The sequence below is a fragment of the Flavobacterium granuli genome (assembly GCF_900129705.1).
In the GTDB taxonomy this organism is placed as follows: Bacteria; Bacteroidota; Bacteroidia; order Flavobacteriales; family Flavobacteriaceae; genus Flavobacterium; species Flavobacterium granuli.
This window is the reverse complement of sequence record NZ_FQWO01000001.1, coordinates 447,648-469,849: the sequence shown is the minus strand read 5'-3', so window position 1 is coordinate 469,849 and position 22,202 is coordinate 447,648. Positions and strand designations below refer to the sequence as shown.

Sequence of the window (22,202 nt, the reverse complement as noted above, 5' to 3'; positions counted from 1 at the left end):
AAAATTGAATAATAAAACAAATATAAAATCTTATGGCTTTTGATATTGAAATGATTAAAAAAGTGTACGCAAATATGACAGCTCGTGTTGACAAGGCACGTGAAATAGTTGGCCGTCCACTTACTTTAACGGAGAAAATTTTGTACAATCACCTTTGGGATGGAATGCCGTCAACTGCTTTTGGAAGAGGAGTTGATTATGTAGATTTTGCTCCGGATAGAGTTGCTTGTCAAGATGCAACGGCGCAAATGGCTTTGCTGCAATTTATGCATGCTGGAAAGAAAACAGTTGCCGTTCCAACAACGGTTCATTGTGATCACTTGATTTTGGCTAAAAATGGAGCTGAATTTGATTTAGCTGCTGCAAATAAACAATCAAAAGAAGTTTTTGATTTTCTTTCTTCCGTTTCTAATAAATATGGAATTGGTTTCTGGAAACCGGGTTCAGGAATTATTCACCAAATCGTTTTGGAGAACTATGCTTTTCCTGGAGGAATGATGATTGGTACCGATTCACATACTGTAAATGCGGGCGGATTAGGGATGCTGGCAATTGGTGTTGGTGGAGCTGATGCTGTCGATGTAATGTCTGGAATGGGATGGGAATTGAAATTTCCTAAATTAATTGGTGTAAAATTGACCGGAAAATTATCGGGTTGGACAGCACCAAAAGATGTTATCTTAAAAGTGGCTGATATCCTTACTGTAAAAGGAGGAACCGGCGCTATTGTTGAATATTTTGGGGAAGGAGCTACTAATATGTCCTGTACTGGTAAAGGTACCATTTGTAATATGGGTGCTGAAATTGGTGCTACCACTTCTACTTTTGGATACGATGATTCTATGAGAAGATATTTAGCAGCTACAGGTCGTCAGGATGTGGTTGATGCTGCCGATAAAGTGGCTGATTATCTAACAGGTGATGCTGAAGTGTATGCTAATCCAGAACACTATTTTGACCAAGTAATTGAAATTAATTTATCTGAGTTAGAGCCACACATTAATGGTCCTTTTACTCCAGACAGAGGGACTCCGGTTTCTAAAATGAAAGCTGAAGCAGCGGCTAACGGCTGGCCAATAAAAGTGGAGTGGGGATTGATTGGTTCTTGTACCAATTCTTCTTACGAAGATATGTCTCGTGCTGCTTCTATTGTCAGACAAGCGGTTAAACATGGAATTACTCCTAAAGCGGAATTCGGTATTAATCCAGGTTCAGAGCAAATTCGTTACACTATTGAAAGAGATGGAATTATTGCGGATTTTGAAAAAATGGGAACTAAAGTATTTACCAATGCTTGTGGGCCGTGTATCGGACAATGGGACAGAGCAGGAGCTGATAAAGAAGAGAAAAACACCATTGTTCACTCTTTTAACCGTAACTTCTCTAAACGTGCCGATGGTAACCCAAATACGCACGCTTTTGTAACATCTCCTGAAATGGTTGCTGCATTAGCAATTGCAGGTCGTTTGGATTTTAATCCTTTGACAGATACCTTGCTTAACGATAATGGAGAGGAAGTTAAATTGACTGCGCCTTTTGGCGATGAATTACCCAAAAGAGGTTTTGCTGTAGAAGATGCCGGTTTTCAAGCACCAGCTGCTGATGGATCAGGAGTTAAAATCTTAGTTAGTGATACTTCAGATCGTTTGCAATTATTGGCGCCATTCCCAGCTTGGGACGGTAAAAATATTTCAGGAGCTAAATTATTGATTAAAGCATTCGGAAAATGTACTACAGATCATATTTCGATGGCCGGTCCATGGTTGCGTTTCCGTGGTCACTTGGATAATATTTCAAACAATATGTTAATTGGAGCAGTTAATGCTTTTACAAATAAAACCAATTCGGTTAAAAATCAGCTAACTGGAAGCTATGATGCAGTTCCTGCAGTGGCTCGTACATACAAAGCAGCTGGAGTACCATCTATTGTGGTAGGAGATCACAATTATGGCGAAGGTTCTTCTCGTGAGCACGCTGCTATGGAGCCTCGTTTCTTAGGTGTGAAAGCGGTATTGGTAAAATCATTTGCTCGTATCCATGAAACTAACTTGAAAAAGCAAGGTATGTTGGCATTGACTTTTGCTAACGAAGCAGATTATGATAAAATCCAGGAAGATGATACGATCAACTTTACAGACTTAGTTGATTTTGCTCCAGGAAAACCATTAACGATCGAATTTGTTCATGCTGATGGAAGTAAAGATGTTATCTTGGCAAATCATACTTATAATGAAGGGCAAATTGGTTGGTTCGTTGCTGGATCAGCGTTAAATTTATTAGCAGCTGGTAAAGCTTAATTTTAATTTATACGTATCTTATATAGAAAGCGCTCTGTGGGAACAGGGCGCTTTTTCTTTGCATATTTGTTAAAATCAATATAAAGAGTGGTTAAAAAATTGCGATATTTCTATTAATAATCTATATTAGCCGTATTGAATGCTTTGTTTGTGTGTTTTTGCATGAAAAAGCATCTTTTTTTAGTTTTTCAAATGTAAAATAGTAGTTTATTTATTTGTAAATCAATACGATATAATATAATTTGGTAAAATTTAATTTATGAGGCGGTATAGTTGGATCTTAATTTTTGTTTTTTTTAGTGGTTTTAGTGTTTTTTCCCAGGAAAAATACACCAATCACACTGTTTTAAAAGGAGAAACAATTTCTAAAATTGCCCAACAATATAATATTAAGTCCAGTGCGATTTATGAACTTAATCCAGATGCACGTAAGGGAATAAAATTTAAATCGGTTTTATTGATTCCTGCAAAAGCAGAAAAGAATACTAAGCTTACTACAATTGAGACTTCCTCAAATTATCCTGAAAAAGAACATCAGGTACTTCCTAAAGAAACCATTTACGGTATCGCTAAACAATATGGACTAACCGTTCATGATTTGTATAAGATCAATCCTACTCTTGAAAAATCAGGATTAAAAAAAGGTCAACTAATAAAAATACCAGGGACGGCATCCAATCCAATCCAAGCATTGGCTAAAGCCGAAACAGAAAACAGCATTAAAACAACAACGACTTCGGAGAAGATATTCCCTAAGACGGAAGTGGCTGTTAAAGCTCAGTCTTTAGCGGAGACAGCGACTCCAGCCAAAGCTATTGTTCATGAGGTTTTGCCTAAAGAAACTAAATATGCTATAGCTAAAGAACATGGAATCACAATAGCTGACTTGGATAGAGCCAACCCAATTTTAGAATCTGAAGCCTTGAAAATTGGACAAAAAATTAACATTCCTGTAAAAGCAGATGATGTTGTAACAGTATCAGTAGTAAAGGAAGAACTTGCCAAAGAAGAAGAGAAAGTTATTGAAAAGAAAGTGGCTGTGGCAGAAGTGAAAGCAGTTGATGTTTCTAAAGAAATAACAAAAAAGGAAACACCGGTTTCTTCTGAGGCGATAGTTGATAATAATGTTTTGGAAACTGAAGTGGTACGTGAGGTGTTAGCTCGTGAGACCAAATACGGAATTGCTAAAGAATTTGGCATTACAGTTAAAGAATTAGAAAGACAAAATCCTCAGATTGTTAAAAGTCTGCCTGTGGGTTATAAATTAAATATCAAAAGCTTAAAAGCAGTTGAGAAAGCAGTCGAAAAAGCAGAAAATGCCTTTAAAGATAGGATTGCTGAACAAAACTCAGAGTATAATATTAAATCATTTCACAGTACTGATTTCCTGGATCAACTTGTGACTAAAGCTTCAGAGAATATTGGGACCAGATACCGTATCGGCGGAACTTCTAAAGATGGTTTTGATTGTTCTGGCTTGATGTGTACTACTTTTAGTACTTTTGATATTCAGTTGCCTAGAACTTCTGTGGAGCAGTCTAGATTTGGAACCAAAATTAGCACAGAGGAAGCTAGAAAAGGAGATTTGATTTTCTTTAAAACAAACGGAAGAAAGCAAATCAATCATGTTGGGATGGTTGTCGAGGCTAATGATGGTGATATTAAATTCATACATGCTTCAGTGGGCGGTGGCGTGATTATTTCTTCGGTAAAAGAAAAGTATTATAGCAAAAGATTTACTCAGGTTAATCGCGTTTTATAAGCGAAGCGGTTTGAAATAACTTTATAAAAAAACGCCCAAGCATCCTTGGGCGTTTTTTGTGAAATTAAACTTTTTACATTTTAAGGCATCAGTCTTTTTTTAATTTCCTTTCCGATAACTTTTTCGGTAATAGCAAAAGTTTCTTTTTTGTTTTTTCTAAATTTTTTTATAAAAGCAGCAATCGCATCCTCAAGTTTTTCGTGTTCTCCTCTAAATTGATGGGAATCATATTTATAAGGGTCGTCAATAAGTTGGCCTAGATGTGACAAATGGGTTGTCGTTTTTTCAATTAATGAATCACATTCTTTGCTTTCGTCGGTTAATCGTTTGGTTAATTCTCTCATTTCGTCCAAGTTGTCTTTTTGGGTTAAAAAGATGAAATATTTATCAATAAGATGGTCTAAAAAGCGTATGTCGTCTTTGTAGAATTGCAGGTCTGATTGCCAGTGTTCCGTTAGTATATATAATTGTTGCCACTGTGCTTGCCAAGTAAAATCGCCTTTTGGCCTTTGTCTTAAATTTTCCATGATCATTATTTATTGGTTAAATATTCATTTCAATTTTTAAGTGTAGTTTTGCTGGTTATACTATTAGTTGTCTTAGGTTGTTAATATGTTTTTATGTGTTCAAAATTCGTTTTTTTAAGCACAGCTTGTTTCTTTAAAAAGGATATTAAATTTACGAAAAAAAATGTAGAATACTGATTTTCAGCAGTTCTATTTTTTGTTTGAGGAACAAAAAAAAACTACAACGCTTTTGTAATGGCGTTGTAGTTTTTTGGTGTGAATTTTTTAGATCCGGCAAAAAAACTTATGACTGTTGCATCGGTATCATGATATTCTATTTTAATTTAAAAATCAGCATTTCTGATTTTTTGTTTTAGTCCAGTCTCTCAACTTTTATGATTTCGAGTTGTTTTTCTCCTTCTTCAAAATCCCAATTGATCACATCGCCTACTTTGCATCCTACCAGAGCTAATCCCATTTTAGTTAATATGGACTCGGTGTTGTTTCTTTTTTTTGCTTTATCCGGCGCAACAAAAGTATAGGTTTCTTCTTGATCAGAATCAAGATTCTTGACAGTTATACGTGCATCGATTGTAACGATGTCTTCGGGTAAATTTTTTCGAGTTACCTGTGTTGCGTTTTTAAGCTGTAATTTTAAAGCTTCTTCTTCTGTAGGGGTTACTTTTTTTCTTCTAATATGGTCTTTAATTAAATCGTAAATTCCTGTGGTTAAAATGATGTTTTGTGACATTTCTCTATTCTCTTTGTATCAATATTTTGACGCATTTTTGTTAACGACCCAAACATTAAAAGCCAATTGTCCTTTGGAGGAGATTGGATTTAATGACAAAAATGCCATCAATACGCTATTGACGGTTTTAAATTATATATGTAAAGGATATCTGAAGATTTCCCTGCCTTGGGTTTTGGCAGGGCGTATTATATAAAGTCCTTGGAACTTTTTAGAAAAGAGTCGTCGTGCAGATAGGACAATGAAAATAAAAGTCCTAATGCGCAAGCGTTTATATGAAAAAAAAGTAGTTTGTTCATTGTTTTTAAACTGACTGTGCAATATACGAAATTAAATGAGCTTAAAAAAAGATTTGGCTAAACATTAAGACTGTTCTTTCTTTTGATCCTATAAAATAGCAAACAAACTTTTTTATAGGATAGAAAAAAGTTTATTCTTGTTGTTTTAAATCAAAATAGTTTTGACATAAAAAAAACTGCTATTGATGAAGTAGCAGTTTGATTTGATTGATTGTTGAAACTCGAATTATTTTTTTTCTAAATCTTTGGTCATTTTAAATCCAACAAGTAAACCTGTTCCGGCTGTCAAAAAGATAACTCCAGGAAATAGCGCTTCACTAGTGACTCCAAAAAGATCCTGAATGATTAAAGCGAGTAAGATGCCTGCTCCAATTCCCATTAACAGCACCGCAAGATTTAGGATAAATACTTTCCAGATTGGCGCTGCATCTTGTCTTTTGCTCATAAAAATACTGGCATCGGCTCCTTTTTCAATAAGGGCGAGGCGCTCTTTATTTCGAGTGGAAAAAAATAAGTAAAATACTCCGAAGATTGCTCCGAAAATTACAGGTAAGGCGAGAATGTCTGGTCCCATGATAAATTGTTTTTTAATTGATTATTTTTAATGTGTTCCTAGCTTAGGACGATGGAAGTCTAATTTTGGTTACAACTTTTATCAAAAAAAACTTTTTTTAATTTTAGTGTAACCAAAAAGCAATTGTAGCAGTCTTATTGTTATATGACCAAAACCGACGATCAATATTACATTTCAAAAGTAGTAGCAGGGGATACCAAAGCATTTGCTGTTTTGGTCGATCGCTATAAAGATTTGGTTTTTACCTTGGCTTTGCGGATGCTTAAAAATAGAGAAGAAGCAGAGGAAGTTGCACAGGATACTTTTATTAAAGTTTTTAAGTCTTTGAACAAGTTTAAAGGAGATTCTAAATTTTCGACTTGGATTTATAGGATAATTTATAATAGTTGCTTGGATGTCTTAAAGAAGTACAAACAGGAATATCCTGCAGTTGGCCTAAACGAATTTACGGAGCGTCAAATAGCAACATTAGATAATGCTTTTGATGCTTTGGTCGAAAAAGAACAACGGCAAGCAATAGATGATTGTTTGGATAGGTTACCTAAAGAAGATAGTTTTTTATTAATATTGTATTATTTTGAAGAGCAATCTTTAGAAGATATTTCTAAAATTGTAGGTTTGACAGCTAATAATGTTAAGGTAAAACTCTTTAGAGGCAGAAAAAAATTAGCTTCGTTGTTAAAAGAAAAATTGGAACCTGAAATAATAGAGCATTATGAACGCGAACGAAAATAAACAAATAGATGACTTTGCCAAAAAAGTGATTAAGAAAGCCACTTTAGAGTCGCCTTCATTTGATTTTACGGCTCAAATAATGACACAACTTAATGAATTGAAACAGAGTGAGGCAACAATTTATAAACCTTTGATTTCAAAAACAGCTTGGTTTGTTATTTTCATAGGTTTTGTTATTTTGGTGGGTTACGCAATTATTGGGGCACAGCCGCAACCGCCTAGTTATTTTGATTTTTCAAATTTAAATGTTCTTTTAGAGCATAAAATTACGGCTTCGCTGTTTCAATTTACTTTCTCTAAAATTGTATTGTATGCTTTGACTCTCTTATCTGTAATGGTACTTGTACAGGTATCATTTTTGAAGGCTTATTTTAATAAGAGATATGAGCATTGATGCGATATTACTAATGCTTGGTTTTTGGCTAAAATAGAATTAATGTAAATTAGGGTTTTGAGTGTTAAAAAAGCAAGGCGATGCAAATCCTTCAAAATATATTTTGCAATCTTTGAACTTTAATAAAAGTAAACAGTATTATGAGTAAAACTAAATTGACAATCAATCGCAATGGGTCTATAAAAATAGAAGGAGAATTCGAAATAACAGACTGCGAAGGGAATACATACGGATTAGAAGGAAGAACGGCTTTAGGTCTTTGTCGTTGTGGTTTGTCAGCCAATAAACCTTTTTGTGACGGTTCGCACCGCAATGGTTTTGAACACGAGTCTAAGGCATTTGACTTACCGCCCTTAAAAGCAAAATAAAAACACCCTTTCTTTATCGCATAAAAAAAGCTAGACTTTGACAAGTTTAGCTTTTTTGTTTTTAATGCAAACAGTACTTTTTTTCTTAGCGTGTAAGGAGTGTTTAGTTAGCCTAACCTTGTTGTTGAAATTATGCTCCCAAAAGGATTAATTAAACAGACTAAGAGCAATTTTTATTGAGATTTATTCTTTTTCCAAAAAAAGTATATCTTTAGCCAAACCAAAATCAAACCAAATTTTATATGCAAGACAACAAACCAGAAAATTTTAAAAGAGAGCTCGGCCTTCTTGATGCTACCATGCTTGTGGTGGGTTCGATGATCGGTTCGGGAATATTTATTGTAAGCTCGGATATGGTGCGTCAGCTTGGTTCTGCCGGCTGGCTTATAGCTATGTGGGTACTTACGGGAGTCATTACTGTAATTGCTGCTGTGAGTTATGGCGAGTTGAGCTCAATGTTTCCCAAAGCCGGCGGGCAATATGTATATATCAAAGAAGCTTACGGCAAACTCATTGGTTTCTTGTACGGCTGGAGTTTCTTTGCGGTGATACAAACCGGAACAATTGCAGCTGTGGGAGTTGCTTTTGCCAAGTTTACCGCTTATATTTTTCCTGCTTTTAGTGATACTAATATTTTATATGAATTTAATGGTTTTAAACTCAATGCCGCCCAAATTGTTTCGATTGTTACCATTGTTTTTTTGAGTTATATTAACAGCAGGGGAGTGAAAAATTCTAAAATTCTCCAAACGGTACTTACGGTTATCAAGATTTTGTCTTTATTGGGTTTAATCGTTTTTGGGTTTGTAGCTGCCAAAGCTGAAGTTTGGGATGCTAACTGGGCTAATGCTTGGGTTTCGGCTTCGCTTGATACCAGTAGTGGAACTTGGATGCCCATCAGCGGAACGGCATTGATAGCGGCCATGTCGGCGGCTTTAGTGGGATCTATGTTTTCCAGCGTAGCCTGGGAAGGGGTGACTTTTATTGCGGGTGAGATAAAAAATCCAAAGCGCAATGTAGGATTGAGTTTGTTTCTGGGAACTTTGACGGTAAGTGTTATTTATGTTTTAGCCAATTTAATGTACCTGGCCGTAGTGCCTTTGCAGGAAATTGCCACTGCCGAATCTGACCGTGTGGGCGTAGTGGCTTCACAAAATATTTTTGGATCGATTGGTACATTGATTATTGCCGTGATGATTATGATTTCGACTTTTGCCTGTAATAACGGATTGATTATGGCCGGTGCGCGCGTGTATTATACGATGGCTCAAGACGGTGTTTTCTTTAAGAAAGCAGCTCAATTGAATAAAGCCAGTGTTCCTGCCTGGTCTATTTGGCTTCAATGCATATGGGCTTCCGCTTTGTGTCTGACAGGGAAATATGGTGATTTATTGGATTTTGTGGTGATCATCGTTCTAATATTTTATATTCTGACTATTTTGGGTATTTTTATTCTCCGTAAAAAAATGCCTGATGCCGAAAGACCCTATAAAGCTTTTGGATATCCGTTTTTACCTGCACTTTATCTAATTATCGCCACGGCAATTTGTATCGCTTTATTGTATACAAAAACCAGTACCAGTGGTTGGGGTGTTTTGATTATGCTGATTGGTATTCCGATTTATTATCTGACCAAGGCGAAAGAGTAGTTTATTAGTGAGAAGAAGAAAGAGTTGGATTGATGATTTATGTTATTGTTCTGACTCTTTTTTTCTTGCTTCTTTCCTCTGTTTTTTCATAAAAAAATCCGTCTCATTGCAATAATGGGACGGATTTTCTATTGAATTCAGGTTGGCTTGCTGTACACTTTAATCTAAAACTTGAACTAAAAACTAAAAACTAAAAATTTGAAACCGCAACAACCAACCTGTAAGCTGTACTAGTAGTACGTAAAACGTCTTACTTTGGCAATATATTTGGCCAAGCGGATTACTTGGTGACTGTATCCAAATTCATTGTCGTACCAAATGTATAGTACGATATTTTTTCCATCAGCCGAAACGATAGTGGCATTACTGTCATAAATGGCAGGTGCAGAGGTTCCCACAATATCCGAAGAAACCAACTCATTATTCAAAGAATATTTGATTTGCTCTACCAGTTCGCCTTCTAAGGCGTATTTTTTCATGATAGCATTGATTTCGGCAATAGACGTTTCCTCGTTTACTTCAAGATTCAATACTACTAATGATCCATTAGGGACAGGAACACGAATGGCATTTGAGGTTAATTTTCCTTCTAAGGAAGGCAAAGCTTTTGCAACAGCACTTCCAGCGCCGGTTTCGGTAATAACCATATTCAGGGCGGCAGCTCTACCACGACGGTATTTTTTGTGCATGTTGTCCACCAAGTTTTGATCATTTGTGTAAGCATGAATCGTTTCCAGGTGTCCTTTGACAACTCCTAAAGTGTCTTCTACTGCTTTTAGGATGGGTGTAATGGCATTTGTAGTACAAGATGCTGCTGAGAAAATGTCAATTTCATCAGGATTGTACTCGTTTTGGTTTACCCCATGAACAATATTTGGCACTCCTTTTCCTGGAGCGGTAAGTAATACTTTATCGGCACCTTTAGAAACCAAATGTCTGCTGAGCGCTTCTTTAGTGGTGAAAGCTCCTGTATTATCAATGACTAAAGCATTGTCAATTCCATATGCTGTATAATCGATTTCTTCTGGAGCATTTGCTGTGATGATATGAACAGTGGTGCCGTTGATGATGAGGGCATTGTTTTCCGGATCAGCAGTTACTGAGCCTTGAAAATCTCCGTGAATGGAATCATAACGCAACAAAGAAGCTCTTTTTTCCAGAGAAGAAACGTCGTTTTTATCTCGGGTTACAATGGCTCTCAATCGCAATTGATTTCCTTTTCCGGTTTTAGACATCAGCTCGCGAGCCAATAAACGTCCAATTCTACCAAAGCCATAAAGAACAACATCCTTGGGTTGAATTTCTTCAGAGAATTTAGCATCTTTTAATTTATCCAATACAAAGTGTCTGGCATCTGGATATTTTTCGTCTTCCAATAAATATTCGTAAGTTAATTTACCAATATCTAATTTTGAAGGCGGCAAGTCCAGTTCTAAAACAACTCTTGCAATTTCTACTGAGTCGAAAACAGTAATTGGTTTGCCAACAAATTCCCCCGCATATTGATGCAAGTTGATAATGTCACTTACGTTTTTATCGAGCAATTGATTTTTGAACAAAACCATTTCTATGGATTTGTCATACCATAAATCACTGATGATTTTGATTAATTCGACTCCTGCACGACGTCTGTCGACTTGAAATGAAATTTCTTTTTGATACAAAACGGTATTGTTCATAAGATGAAAATTTGTAAAAATTGAATGGTTATTTTTTTAAATTTGGTGCAAAAGTACCCATTTCAATCGATTTCGTAAACTATTTTAGGTTTTTTTTAAATAAAAAAAGCCAACTTGTTTTTTGGCAAGCTGGCTTTGGTTTTTGATGAATCGAAAGCTTAGATGATGATTCGGATGAGTTCCCCGTTTTTATTGATCATTTCGAGACGAATGCTTTGGTTTTCTTCTTTTTTATTTAATAGTTTCGAAACCGTTTCAATATCGGTTGCTTTTACATTGTCTATACTTAGAATGATGTTTCCTTTCAGTTCTTCTTCATACTGTATCAAATTTTCATTGTTTATGGCTTTAATTTTAACGCCGTAATTGATGTTAAATTTCTTTTTGTCGGCAGCATTCAGGTTTTCTAATTCTATTCCTTTGAATTCGGTGCTAAAAAACTCATTTTTACTTAGGATGACAGCCACATTTTTATTTTTCCCATCTCGGATAAAAGTAACCTCTACTTTGTCATTAGGTCTTTTGGTATTAATATAACCCGAAAGATCAGCATAAGTAGCGATGTTTTGATTATCCAGTTTTATGATAATGTCTCCTTTTTGAAGTCCGGATTTAGAAGCTCCAGAATTTTTGGTCACATTACTAATATAGAAACCTTCCGTTTGGCTTATACCAAGTTCTTTAGAAGCCGTGGCATTCAATTCTCCACCCTGAACACCTAGAATTCCTCTTTGTACATTGCCGTATTCCATAAGATCTTCGATAATTTTTCGGGCAATATTAGAAGGAACGGCAAAGGAATAACCCACATAAGAACCTGTAGTGGACGAAATCATGGTATTGATTCCTATTAAATCACCACGGCTATTGACCAAGGCACCGCCACTGTTTCCTGGGTTTACGGCGGCATCTGTTTGAATGAAAGATTGAATACCGCTGGTTCCTATGTTTCTAGCTTTGGCCGAAACAATTCCTGCCGTTACCGTCGAATTTAAGTTGTACGGATTTCCAACGGCAAGGACCCATTCGCCAATTTTAACGGAATCAGAGTTGGCAAAAGCGGTATAAGGTAATTTCTCATCGGCATTAATTTTTAATAGGGCAATGTCCATTTTCGAATCGGTGCCAATGAGTTTTGCCTTGTATGATTTTTTGTTGTTTAAGGTAATTTCAATTTCTGAGGCGTCTTTTATCACATGATTATTAGTCACGATGTAGCCATCTTCAGAGATAATTACCCCGGAACCTGTTCCTATTTGTTCTTGTGGTTGCCCTCCTTTGTATCCATAGAAATACTCCAGCATAGGATTAGAAATGGTTTTATAGGATACGTTTTTTACGTGAACTACCGTATGTATTGTTTTTTCGGCTGCCTCGGTAAAATCAAGTACTTCGCCGGATAAGCCTACTTTTTTTGCATAAGAGTCGGCCGCTGTAGTTGTTATTGAATTGTGGTTGTTCGAAAAATAACCATTGGAGTCAAATAGTAATTTGTAAGCTCCTAATGTCATCGCTCCGCTTATTAACGACACTAGAAAAAGCTGAGAATATTGTTTCATAATAGAGTTTGTTTTTACGTTATTTGTTAAGTAAAAATAAAGCTAAAATGATATCACAAAAAACAGTTTAACGCTCTTTAACAATGATTAACATTTCGTTAATAGTTCGTACTTTTGTGGAATACAATTTAAAGAAAATGCAAATAGAATTTTATAAATACCAAGGAACCGGAAACGATTTTGTAATGATTGACAATCGTTCTAACAGCTTTCCAAAAGAGGATACAAACCTAATTGCTCATTTATGCGACAGACGTTTCGGGATAGGCGGGGACGGGTTGATATTGTTAGAAAATGATCCTGAAGTTGATTTTAAAATGGTCTATTACAATTCTGACGGAAATCAAAGTAGCATGTGCGGTAACGGAGGAAGATGTTTAGTAGCTTTTGCCAAAAAACTTCATGTGATTGATGATGTAACAGTTTTTAATGCCATTGATGGTTTGCATCATGCTTCTGTGGCTGAAAACGGAATCGTTTCGCTGCAAATGATAGATGTAGCCGATATCAAAAAAACGTCAGACTATACTTTTCTCAATACGGGTTCTCCACATCATGTACAATTAGTGGATGATTTGGAACATTATAATGTGAAAGAAAAAGGCGCCCAGATTCGTTACGGCGAATTGTACGGCCAAGAAGGAAGCAATATCAATTTTGTCAAGAAAATAGACGCGAATACTTTTTCGCTTCGTACTTATGAAAGAGGGGTTGAGGACGAAACACTAGCTTGCGGAACTGGAGCAACAGCAGTTGCCATTGCAATGAATGCCACCGGAGCGACCCAGGCCACTTCGATTGATTTGAATGTGGAAGGCGGGAAATTAGTCGTTTCTTTTGATAAAAAGGACAATCAGTTTACCAATATTTTCCTGAAAGGACCTGCCGAATTCGTTTTTAAAGGAACCATTTCGATTTAATTAAACCTATCCAAAATGCCATGATTACTCTAAAAGGAGACAATATCTACATCCGAGCATTAGAACCCAATGATTTGGAGTTTATTTATGCCATAGAAAACGATCAGAGCATTTGGGAAGTGAGCAATACCCATACGCCATATAGTCGATTTTTAGTAAGGCAGTATTTAGAAAATGCACATCAGGATATTTATGAAGCCAAACAATTGCGATTGGCCATTTGTCAAGATCAAGATTTCCCTGCTCTAGGATTGATCGATTTGTTTGATTTTGATCCAAAGAACAACAGAGCGGGTATAGGAATAGTGATACAGGGCAATGAGAATAGGAATCAGAATATTGGTTCGGAAGCAGTTGAATTATTGATTCAGTATGCTTTTAGGAACCTTAATTTACACCAATTGTATGCAAATATAGGTGTCGAAAATGTAGCAAGTAAGGCTCTTTTTACTAAATTTGGCTTTCAATGTATTGGCATAAAGAAAGATTGGAATCTTATCAATGGCAATTATGTAGATGAAGCCGTTTTTCAATTAATTAATCAACAACTTTAAATTTTTCAGCTTTGAACTTTAAAAAAATTATTTCAATCGTATCGGTAGTTTTAGTGACCGGATTAATCGTTTACGGATTTATTTTGGTCAGACAAATTTTTGCAGCTAATACTAAATTTGTTGAGAATGAGGTTTATGTTTATGTGCCAACGGATGCCAATTATGAAGCCGTAAAAAAAATAGTTTCGCCTTATGTTGAAAATATGGGGCGTTTTGAAATGGTAGCCGATAAAACAAGCTATTCCGAAAATGTCAAATCGGGACGTTTTTTATTTACAAAAGGAATGAGCAGTTATGAATTAGTAAAAGCCTTACGAGTTAATATTCCTGTGAAATTGGCTTTTAACAACCAAGAACGTTTGGAGAATTTTGCTGGACGTGTAGGTTCCCAAATAGAAGCAGACAGCTTGTCTTTACTTGCTTCTTTCAAGGATTCTATTTTTTTGAAAGAAAATGGCTTTAATGAAGAGAACGTTTTAGCGATGTTTATTCCTAATACTTATGAAATCTATTGGAACACATCAGCAGTGAAATTTCGCGATAAGATGATGAAAGAGTACCGTAATTTCTGGAATGCGGAGCGTGTTGCCAAAGCTGAAAAACAAGGATTAACGCCTATCGAGGCTACAATATTGGCTTCAATTGTTCATAAAGAATCTGTTAAAAAAGACGAAAGACCGAGGATTGCAGGAGTTTACCTGAACCGTTTGAGATTGGGAATGCCACTACAAGCTGATCCTACGGTGATCTATGCCATTAAAAAAAGAGACAATGATTTTGACCAGGTTATTAAAAGAGTCTTTTATAATGATTTGACAATGGTTTCTCCTTATAATACTTATGTAAATACGGGGCTTCCCCCTGGGCCTATTGCGATGCCAGACATAACAGCGCTGGAAGCGGTGTTGAATCCGGAAAAGAATGATTTCCTTTATTTTTGTGCCAGTGTAGATCGTTTTGGTTACCATGAATTTGCTGCTACTTTGGAAGAGCACAATGTAAATGCTAAAAAATATTCAGATTGGATCAACAGCCAAGGCGTAAAAAGATAGTTTTGAAGAGTAAAAAAAGGCTGCTTTTTTTACTCTTTTTTATATGGGGATTCCACACTGCATTTGCTCAAAATACAGTTGAAGGCTTTTTGAAACCTGCGGATAGCCTGAATCTCAAAAGGAAAAATGCACTTATTATAACCGAAACTGCTTTGGCTTCGGTTGCTTTAATTGGCCTCAACCAATTATGGTATGCAGATTATCTAAGTTCCCGTTTTCATTTTATAAATGATAATGCCGAATGGTTGCAAATGGACAAAGTGGGGCATTTCTATTCATCCTATCAATTAGGCAGGCTGGGAGCCGAAATGATGCAATGGAGCGGTGCAACAAAAAAAGAACAATTACTTTATGGAGCAGGCATGGGATTTGTTTTTTTGACTGCAGTTGAGGTTTTGGATGGTTTTTCATCTGAGTGGGGAGCTTCGACTGGTGATATAATCGCAAATGCTTCGGGGACTGCTTTGTTTGTTTCACAAGAATTAATCTGGAATGAACAACGTATTGTGCCTAAATTTTCATTCCATACCACTCAATATGCCAAATATAGACCTAATGTTTTAGGAAATTCTTTAGCCGAACAGTTGTTGAAAGACTATAATGGGCAAACGTATTGGCTTTCGATAAACTTACATTCTTTTTATAAAAAATCTAAAATACCCAAATGGCTCAATCTGGCGATAGGATATGGTGCCGAAGGGATGATTAGCGGCAATGCCCCAAAGGAAGATTTATTTTTGGCTCCAAAAACGGAAAGCTTCAGGCAGCTGTATTTGAGTTTTGATGTAGACTTGACTAAGATAGAAACTCAATCCCATTTTTTTAAAACACTATTTTCAGTGTTTAATACTTTGAAAATTCCTGCTCCAACAATTGAAATTCAGCAGTTTAACCGAATTAAAGCTCATTTTATCTATTATTAGAATGTAAATATTGATAAGTCTTTTTTTTGTTTTAAATTTAGTATGAAGATTTAAAAAAAAAAGCTTTTTTTATTGATCAGATCTGATTTACAAGTTGATTTTTTGCAAGATATTCGAAAATAAGTGGTTTAAGTTAAATTAATGATAATTCTGGAAAACATTAATGGTACTTCATCATTGACATTAGCCAGTTGAGGAAAGATATTGTTCAGGATTTATTTTATGTTAGCCAGAGTATCAATTGATGCTTTAATAATTATTTTCAAGCCTTTACTTAGACAACTTTTAATGTACCAAGCTTGGCTTGGTTTATAAAATTTGTAAACTAGGTCTTCTATCATGAGTTTACTTTGAGAGTGACATTTATTTAAATTTTATTGCTTTTCCTTTTTTGAAAAAAAGGAGCCACTAATCATTGCATTATAGCTTATGATCATGAATTTTTGTGGTTGTTTTTTTTGGAAATTTAGGATAGTATCAATCAGTATTAAAAACAAAATTTTGAAGCCGATAATAGCTGAATTTTGAATTTATTTTTTCGTGTATCATTGTCATTTTAACGACGTTTTTATCAAATTTTGAGTTCTTTTTCCTTTTTCAATTTGCACTTTTTTTTGTTTTTATAGCTTGGTTTGATTTCAATTCAATCGTTGGAATGCTCTTATAAATAAGGACTTAAGAGCTTCAGTTCGTTTTATTTTTTATTTTAATAACTTGATTGTCAATATTATGGAAAATAGTGGTATATTTGCACGCAGAAATTTTGAAGCGGGACAGCGTTTTGAAGAAAAACAATTTATGATAAAGAAGTGGTATTTTTATACAAGTTTAACTATTATTATAGCTTTTTTAAGCTCCGGTTTTAAACCCCTTAAAATAGATACTGACGAATGGTTTCTAATAAAAAACACAGATGGAATTCGATACTTATTTCCATCACTTGAAGAAGACGATTACACCAATTTGAACATCCCTTTTACCGGAAATTTATTTATTGGTTTCAAAGAAGCAATTGGTTTCAAAGAATCTGAAGGAAAATACAAAAAAGTTAATTCTCTCGGTTATATGGGTAAATACCAATTTGGGAGTGAAACCTTAAAATCAGTGGGGATACATGATTCTACTTTATTTTTGAGAAGCCCTAAGATGCAGGAAAGAGCTTTTGTAGCCCTTTTGTCAAAAAATAAGGCCATTTTACAAGATGTTATTGATAAGTACGATGGGAAAGTGGTAAACGGAATTTTGGTTACTGAGTCTGGAATTTTGGCTGCAGCCCATCTAGGGGGCGCTGGTTCCGTAAAAAGATACTTTAAATATAACGGAAAGAAATATATTAGAGATGCTTATGGAACGTCTATAAGAAGTTATATGAAAGCATTTGGAGGATATGATACTTCATTAATTGTGGCTAATGTCAATGCAATTGCAAGTCTAAATTAATTAGAAGACAGTAAACTAAGAAAGGCATTCAGAAACTCTGGATGCCTTTCTTTATGATTAATAGCTTTATTTTGCTTTTAGAATCTCACCATTGGGACGGACCGTTAATTTCATGGTTTCTTTTCCTTTTTTTATTTTTAGATTGTATTGTTTTTTATTAATGTCTCCTTCTTCCTGGGTGTATAAAAATTTATCATTGACTATAGACCAATCGGGATAATTTCTATAAACAGAATATATGACTTCGTTGGGTAGCCGTATATTTTTATATTGTTCCACTACCCGTGTAAGCTTTCCATTTTCATCATAAGTAGCCGCCAAAGATCCTTTTTTGGATTGCATTACCACCAGATAGGATTCATTGCCTTCATAATCTTTACCAATGTCATAGGCTATAAATTTTTCTTCCATCTTTCTCACGTCCATATCAGGATTCTTGTCAGGAAGGTATACTGAAAAATCAGAACCTACTCTTTTAATTACCACAGCGGGTAATTCTTCAATTTTCATTTTCCCTTGTTGGTTGTCTTTTTTTGGTTTGTCTTGTGAATAGGACACAACACTTAAACTTATTAAAAGAAAAGTAAGGATAATTGATTTCATAATGTTTGTTTTTAAATTAATACTCAATTCGCATATAGGTTTTAAGAAAAGAAAGGATTGATGAGGGCAATAAAAAAAGTATTGTATGAGCGCCTGATTTTGTGTTTTTTTACAACTATTTTGTTTTGAGTTGATGGGGAAATAGTATGGAATTTGGTTTTATTTTTGAATTCTAAAGACGCTATTATATTTATGCATAATAAGTGGCATTTATGAAAAAGACTGCCCTTATTTTTGGACAGTCTTGGATTATTTTTAGAATTATTTTTCTTCTACTATTTCGCCGTTAGGATGTACGACTAATTTGCGGGTTTGATTGTCTTTTTTTATTTTAAGATTATATTGTTTTTTGACAATATCCCCCTCTTTTTGTGAATATAAATACTTGTCATTTATGATTTCCCATCCAGGGAAATTTTTATAAATAGAATAAATCACTTCTGAAGGGAGTTTTACGCCCTTATAATTCTCTACAACATGAATTAGTTTCCCTTTTTCATTATAAGTGGCAGATAAGGTGCCTCCTTTTATTTCCATGTATACTAAATAGGTGTCATAGCCTTCATAGTCCTTGCCTAGGTTATAGGCAATGAAACTGTCTTCTAACTTTCTAACTTTCTGATCTGCGTTTCTGTCTGGTAAATATACAGAGAAGTCTTCTCCTGCACTTTTGATAACTACTGCCGGTAAGTTTTCAATGCCAACAATTGCGTTATCATTCTTTTTTTTATCTTGGGAATAAGATATATTCGCCAGTCCTATAACTAACAGAGCAATAAAATACGCTTTCATAATAGTTGATTTTAATTGTTTAATTGTATACTATAAAATAGAACATAAGGCTTGCAATTTTCTTCCCCTTCTATTGTTGTTCATTCTATAGTAAATGTTTTAAAAAAAAAGGTCAATTTTGGGGCTATTTCCGGATGTTTTTGTTATTCATTATAAAGGTAGTTAAATTGCAAATATTTGATAGTTAATGTTTTATGTATTTTTTGTTAATTATAATAAGTCTATCTTTGTAATTATAGTTCTAATAAAAAAGACTGCCCATTTTTATGAACAGCCTCAAGTTGATTTTAAGTGTTTTGTAAATTACATTCCAGATATTATTTCACCATTTGGACGAACCGTTAATCTTTTGGTTTCGTTCCCTTTTTTTATTTTAAGATTGTATTCTTTTTTTAGAATATCTCCATTCTCCTGAGAGTATAGGTATTTATCATTAATAATTTCCCATCCAGGAAAGTTTTTGTATACGGAGTAAAATACCTTGGCGGGAAGCTTTACATTGACATAATTTTCTACCACGCGAATTAATTTTCCTTTTTCGTCATAGGTAGCGGTTAATGCTCCCCCTTTTATTTCCATATACACTAAGTAAGTTTCATAGCCTTCTAAGTTTTTTCCCAGATCGTAGGCTATAAAACGATCTTGAAGCTTCCTGACTTTTGGATCAGAATTGCGGTCAGTTATATACACAGAAAAGTCATCTCCGACACTTTTAATTACCACAGCGGGTAAGTTTTCAATAGAGATGTTACCATCAGATGGATCTAATTCTGTTTTATTCTGGGAGTAGGATAAATTTGTTAATCCTAAAAATAAAAAAACAATAATGTACGCTTTCATAATAGTTGATTTTAATTATTTTTATTCAGCCCAAGAATAATTTTAAGGCTTATAGTTACTTCCCCTTTTTATGATAATAAATTAATTCTAAAGCTTTATTTTTTTTATTAACTATGTTTTTTTTGAAAATTTATTTATGAAATCGTGACTTTTAATAAAGGTATTGTTTTTGTATCTATTTGATTGTCAATAAATTGTGTAATATTTGTTAATTTGTAAATACTAGAGCTACAGTTTTTTAAGAAGAACTTTAACTTGTACTTGTTTCTTTGCGAATTATTTATCATCTGGAGTAAAAACAAAAAAACACCAACTTTGTTGGTGTTTTTTGAATCTTTATAATCGTCTAATTGTAGCTTAGTCTCCAATTAAAATTTGCAATATTTGGATGGCGGCTTCACTAATTTTTGTTCCTGGTCCAAAAACGGCTACCGCGCCAGCATCAAATAAGTATTGATAATCTTGGGAAGGAATAACACCGCCTACAACTACCATAATATCTTCACGACCGTATTTTTTTAGTTCATCAATTACTTGAGGAACCAGGGTTTTATGTCCCGCTGCAAGTGAGGAAACTCCCAGTATATGTACATCATTTTCTATTGCTTGTTTAGCTGCTTCAGCCGGAGTTTGAAACAAGGGGCCAATGTCCACATCAAAGCCCACATCAGCATAGCCTGTAGCAACTACTTTAGCACCTCGATCATGACCGTCTTGGCCCATTTTGGCTATCATGATTCTAGGACGACGGCCTTCTTGTTTGGCAAAGGTGTCAGCTAGTTGTTTGGCTTTCTCGAAGCTTTTATCGTCTTTTATTTCTTTACTGTACACGCCGCTAAAGGATTTAATTTGTGCTTTATATCTACCAAATACCGTTTCTAAGGCATCGCTAATTTCGCCCAAAGTGGTTCGGTTTCTGGCAGCATCTACTGCTAATTCCAATAAATTTCCCTCTCCGGTTTGGGCACAAAGAATTAATTTTCTCAATGATTCCTGTACTTTTTCGTTATTTCTGCTTGCCTTAATGCGATCGAGCTGTTCTAATTGTTGCCTGCGTACCATTTGATTATCCACATCTAGGATATGCAAAGGGTCTTCTTTTTCCAGTCGGTATTTGTTAACACCAACAATGATATCCTGACCGCTATCGATGCGGGCCTGTTTTTTGGCTGCCGCTTCTTCGATTCTGAGTTTTGGGATTCCGGCTTCTATGGCTTTGGTCATGCCGCCCAGTTCTTCGACTTCTTCGATTAGCTTCCAGGCATTTTTGGCAATTTCATGGGTCAGGCTTTCAACATAATAACTGCCTCCCCAAGGATCAACGGTTTTTGTGATTTTAGTTTCTTCTTGTAAAAATATTTGGGTATTTCGGGCAATTCTGGCAGAGAAATCCGTTGGCAAAGCAATGGCTTCGTCCAGCGCATTGGTGTGTAGGGACTGAGTTCCGCCAAAAGCTGCCGCTGCCGCTTCAATACAGGTACGGGCAACATTATTAAAAGGATCTTGTTCTGTTAAACTCCAACCGCTGGTTTGGCAATGGGTTCTTAATGCCAGTGATTTATCATCTTTTGGATTGAATTGTTTTACCAATTTGGCCCAGATCATTCTTCCGGCACGCAGTTTGGCAATTTCCATGAAATGATTCATACCGATGGCCCAGAAAAAAGACAGGCGGGGGGCAAAGTCATCGATTTTCATTCCGGTAGCCAATCCTGTTCTAATGTATTCCAATCCATCGGCCAAGGTGTATGCTAACTCTATATCAGCCGTCGCTCCCGCTTCCTGCATGTGATAGCCGGAAATGGAAATGGAGTTGAACTTGGGCATTTTTTTGCTGGTATATTCAAATATATCGGCAATGATTTTCATCGAAGGACTTGGCGGATAAATATAGGTGTTGCGCACCATAAATTCCTTAAGAATATCATTTTGAATGGTACCCGAAAGTTGCTCTGGTTTTACACCCTGTTCTTCGGCTGCCACAATATAGAAAGCCATAATGGGCAAAACAGCTCCGTTCATGGTCATCGAAACTGACATTTGATCCAATGGAATTTGGTCAAACAATATTTTCATGTCTTCAACCGAGTCAATGGCAACGCCAGCTTTTCCTACATCACCTACCACGCGTTCGTGATCGGAATCATAGCCCCGATGCGTGGGTAAATCAAAAGCGATCGATAATCCTTTTTGGCCTGCGGCAAGATTTCTTCGGTAAAAAGCATTGCTTTCTTCAGCAGTCGAAAATCCGGCATATTGACGAATCGTCCAAGGTCGACGGACATACATGGTAGCATACGGACCGCGTAAATTTGGCGCAAAGCCCGCTCCAAAATCCAGATGATTGAGATTTTCAATATCTTCTTCGGAATAGGTTGGCTTGAGTTCAATACCTTCGGCCGTAAGAAAACCTTTTGTCGATGGGTTTTGGCTGAAGGTTTCCGACTTTTGATGGTCTAATTGAATATGTTTGAGGTCATTTCTGATCATTTTTGAGACTAATTT

Annotated in this window: 20 protein-coding genes; 11 read left to right on the top strand and 9 right to left on the bottom strand. The window is 35.5% G+C overall.

Translation table 11 applies throughout. The features are described 5' to 3' along the window. The first annotated feature begins 32 nt into the window (after positions 1-32). On the top strand, positions 33-2,297 hold the full coding sequence (locus tag BUB25_RS02040; protein ID WP_072939063.1) for an aconitate hydratase: 2,265 nt from the start codon (positions 33-35) through the stop codon (positions 2,295-2,297). A gap of 259 nt (positions 2,298-2,556) precedes the next feature. After that, positions 2,557-4,059, top strand: coding sequence for a peptidoglycan endopeptidase (locus BUB25_RS02035; protein WP_072939060.1), 1,503 nt, complete (start codon positions 2,557-2,559; stop codon positions 4,057-4,059). 80 nt (positions 4,060-4,139) lie between these two features. Here BUB25_RS02035 and BUB25_RS02030 read toward each other — a convergent pair whose 3' ends face one another. The 3 genes from BUB25_RS02030 to BUB25_RS02015 all read right to left on the bottom strand — a co-directional run bounded on the left by BUB25_RS02030 (position 4,140) and on the right by BUB25_RS02015 (position 6,189). Continuing rightward, entirely contained in the window at positions 4,140-4,586 is a 447-nt protein-coding gene (locus BUB25_RS02030; RefSeq protein ID WP_072939771.1) for a hypothetical protein, read from the bottom strand. A 352-nt stretch (positions 4,587-4,938) separates the two neighbouring features. Then, positions 4,939-5,316, bottom strand: a complete 378-nt coding sequence (locus BUB25_RS02025; protein WP_072939057.1) for a GreA/GreB family elongation factor — start codon at positions 5,314-5,316, stop codon at positions 4,939-4,941. 525 nt (positions 5,317-5,841) lie between these two features. After that, complete coding sequence (locus BUB25_RS02015) at positions 5,842-6,189, bottom strand: DUF6249 domain-containing protein (RefSeq protein ID WP_072939050.1); 348 nt, start codon at positions 6,187-6,189, stop codon at positions 5,842-5,844. A 144-nt stretch (positions 6,190-6,333) separates the two neighbouring features. Here BUB25_RS02015 and BUB25_RS02010 point away from each other — a divergent pair, with 144 nt between their 5' ends. The 4 genes from BUB25_RS02010 to BUB25_RS01995 all read left to right on the top strand — a co-directional run bounded on the left by BUB25_RS02010 (position 6,334) and on the right by BUB25_RS01995 (position 9,335). Next, entirely contained in the window at positions 6,334-6,924 is a 591-nt protein-coding gene (locus tag BUB25_RS02010) for an RNA polymerase sigma factor (protein WP_072939047.1), read from the top strand. Further along, complete coding sequence (locus tag BUB25_RS02005) at positions 6,905-7,318, top strand: hypothetical protein (protein ID WP_072939044.1); 414 nt, start codon at positions 6,905-6,907, stop codon at positions 7,316-7,318. The genes BUB25_RS02010 and BUB25_RS02005 overlap by 20 nt, the downstream gene beginning before the upstream one ends. A 140-nt stretch (positions 7,319-7,458) precedes the next feature. Further along, on the top strand, positions 7,459-7,686 hold the full coding sequence (locus BUB25_RS02000; RefSeq protein ID WP_072939042.1) for a CDGSH iron-sulfur domain-containing protein: 228 nt from the start codon (positions 7,459-7,461) through the stop codon (positions 7,684-7,686). Between the two features lie 242 nt (positions 7,687-7,928). Further along, on the top strand, positions 7,929-9,335 hold the full coding sequence (locus BUB25_RS01995; protein ID WP_072939039.1) for an APC family permease: 1,407 nt from the start codon (positions 7,929-7,931) through the stop codon (positions 9,333-9,335). A 230-nt stretch (positions 9,336-9,565) separates the two neighbouring features. On the opposite strand, the gene BUB25_RS01990 is transcribed toward BUB25_RS01995, so the two are convergent. Continuing rightward, entirely contained in the window at positions 9,566-11,014 is a 1,449-nt protein-coding gene (locus tag BUB25_RS01990) for a glyceraldehyde-3-phosphate dehydrogenase (protein WP_072939036.1), read from the bottom strand. Positions 11,015-11,172: 158 nt separating this feature from the next. Further along, positions 11,173-12,573 carry a trypsin-like peptidase domain-containing protein gene (locus tag BUB25_RS01985; RefSeq protein WP_072939032.1) on the bottom strand — a complete coding sequence of 467 codons (1,401 nt, stop codon included), beginning with the start codon at positions 12,571-12,573 and terminating at the stop codon, positions 11,173-11,175. Between the two features lie 137 nt (positions 12,574-12,710). Between BUB25_RS01985 and dapF the strand changes: the two genes are divergently transcribed. The 5 genes from dapF to BUB25_RS01960 all read left to right on the top strand — a co-directional run bounded on the left by dapF (position 12,711) and on the right by BUB25_RS01960 (position 17,462). Continuing rightward, on the top strand, positions 12,711-13,493 hold the full coding sequence (gene dapF, locus BUB25_RS01980) for a diaminopimelate epimerase (protein WP_072939767.1): 783 nt from the start codon (positions 12,711-12,713) through the stop codon (positions 13,491-13,493). A 20-nt stretch (positions 13,494-13,513) separates the two neighbouring features. Then, positions 13,514-14,047, top strand: a complete 534-nt coding sequence (locus tag BUB25_RS01975) for a GNAT family N-acetyltransferase (protein ID WP_072939028.1) — start codon at positions 13,514-13,516, stop codon at positions 14,045-14,047. Positions 14,048-14,058: 11 nt separating this feature from the next. Then, positions 14,059-15,099, top strand: coding sequence for an endolytic transglycosylase MltG (mltG, locus tag BUB25_RS01970; protein WP_072939025.1), 1,041 nt, complete (start codon positions 14,059-14,061; stop codon positions 15,097-15,099). Positions 15,100-15,101: 2 nt separating this feature from the next. Continuing rightward, positions 15,102-16,022, top strand: a complete 921-nt coding sequence (locus tag BUB25_RS01965) for a DUF2279 domain-containing protein (RefSeq protein WP_072939765.1) — start codon at positions 15,102-15,104, stop codon at positions 16,020-16,022. Between the two features lie 798 nt (positions 16,023-16,820). Further along, the gene (locus BUB25_RS01960) at positions 16,821-17,462 is read left to right on the top strand and encodes a peptidoglycan-binding protein LysM (protein WP_072939762.1); all 642 of its coding nucleotides are present in this window, start codon (positions 16,821-16,823) and stop codon (positions 17,460-17,462) included. Between the two features lie 66 nt (positions 17,463-17,528). Here the strand turns inward: BUB25_RS01960 and BUB25_RS01955 are convergent, their stop codons facing one another. From BUB25_RS01955 to scpA, 4 genes are all read right to left on the bottom strand, one after another. Further along, complete coding sequence (locus BUB25_RS01955; RefSeq protein ID WP_072939022.1) at positions 17,529-18,065, bottom strand: hypothetical protein; 537 nt, start codon at positions 18,063-18,065, stop codon at positions 17,529-17,531. 261 nt (positions 18,066-18,326) lie between these two features. Next, positions 18,327-18,857 (bottom strand): hypothetical protein, encoded by a 531-nt coding sequence (locus BUB25_RS01950; RefSeq protein WP_072939019.1) that lies wholly within the window; start codon positions 18,855-18,857, stop codon positions 18,327-18,329. 303 nt (positions 18,858-19,160) lie between these two features. Then, entirely contained in the window at positions 19,161-19,697 is a 537-nt protein-coding gene (locus tag BUB25_RS01945) for a hypothetical protein (RefSeq protein ID WP_072939017.1), read from the bottom strand. Positions 19,698-20,054: 357 nt separating this feature from the next. Next, positions 20,055-22,187, bottom strand: a complete 2,133-nt coding sequence (scpA, locus tag BUB25_RS01940; protein ID WP_072939014.1) for a methylmalonyl-CoA mutase — start codon at positions 22,185-22,187, stop codon at positions 20,055-20,057. Positions 22,188-22,202: the final 15 nt, after the last annotated feature.

Bases quoted from the DNA above. Each gene is read 5' to 3' on its own strand.
- BUB25_RS02040 (WP_072939063.1), top strand. From the start codon at position 33: ATGGCTTTTGATATTGAAATGATTAAAAAAGTGTACGCAAATATGACA.
- BUB25_RS02035 (WP_072939060.1), top strand. From the start codon at position 2,557: ATGAGGCGGTATAGTTGGATCTTAATTTTTGTTTTTTTTAGTGGTTTT.
- BUB25_RS02030 (WP_072939771.1), bottom strand. From the start codon at position 4,586: ATGGAAAATTTAAGACAAAGGCCAAAAGGCGATTTTACTTGGCAAGCA.
- BUB25_RS02025 (WP_072939057.1), bottom strand. From the start codon at position 5,316: ATGTCACAAAACATCATTTTAACCACAGGAATTTACGATTTAATTAAA.
- BUB25_RS02015 (WP_072939050.1), bottom strand. From the start codon at position 6,189: ATGGGACCAGACATTCTCGCCTTACCTGTAATTTTCGGAGCAATCTTC.
- BUB25_RS02010 (WP_072939047.1), top strand. From the start codon at position 6,334: ATGACCAAAACCGACGATCAATATTACATTTCAAAAGTAGTAGCAGGG.
- BUB25_RS02005 (WP_072939044.1), top strand. From the start codon at position 6,905: ATGAACGCGAACGAAAATAAACAAATAGATGACTTTGCCAAAAAAGTG.
- BUB25_RS02000 (WP_072939042.1), top strand. From the start codon at position 7,459: ATGAGTAAAACTAAATTGACAATCAATCGCAATGGGTCTATAAAAATA.
- BUB25_RS01995 (WP_072939039.1), top strand. From the start codon at position 7,929: ATGCAAGACAACAAACCAGAAAATTTTAAAAGAGAGCTCGGCCTTCTT.
- BUB25_RS01990 (WP_072939036.1), bottom strand. From the start codon at position 11,014: ATGAACAATACCGTTTTGTATCAAAAAGAAATTTCATTTCAAGTCGAC.
- BUB25_RS01985 (WP_072939032.1), bottom strand. From the start codon at position 12,573: ATGAAACAATATTCTCAGCTTTTTCTAGTGTCGTTAATAAGCGGAGCG.
- dapF (WP_072939767.1), top strand. From the start codon at position 12,711: ATGCAAATAGAATTTTATAAATACCAAGGAACCGGAAACGATTTTGTA.
- BUB25_RS01975 (WP_072939028.1), top strand. From the start codon at position 13,514: ATGATTACTCTAAAAGGAGACAATATCTACATCCGAGCATTAGAACCC.
- BUB25_RS01960 (WP_072939762.1), top strand. From the start codon at position 16,821: ATGATAAAGAAGTGGTATTTTTATACAAGTTTAACTATTATTATAGCT.
- BUB25_RS01955 (WP_072939022.1), bottom strand. From the start codon at position 18,065: ATGAAATCAATTATCCTTACTTTTCTTTTAATAAGTTTAAGTGTTGTG.
- BUB25_RS01950 (WP_072939019.1), bottom strand. From the start codon at position 18,857: ATGAAAGCGTATTTTATTGCTCTGTTAGTTATAGGACTGGCGAATATA.
- BUB25_RS01945 (WP_072939017.1), bottom strand. From the start codon at position 19,697: ATGAAAGCGTACATTATTGTTTTTTTATTTTTAGGATTAACAAATTTA.
- scpA (WP_072939014.1), bottom strand. From the start codon at position 22,187: ATGATCAGAAATGACCTCAAACATATTCAATTAGACCATCAAAAGTCG.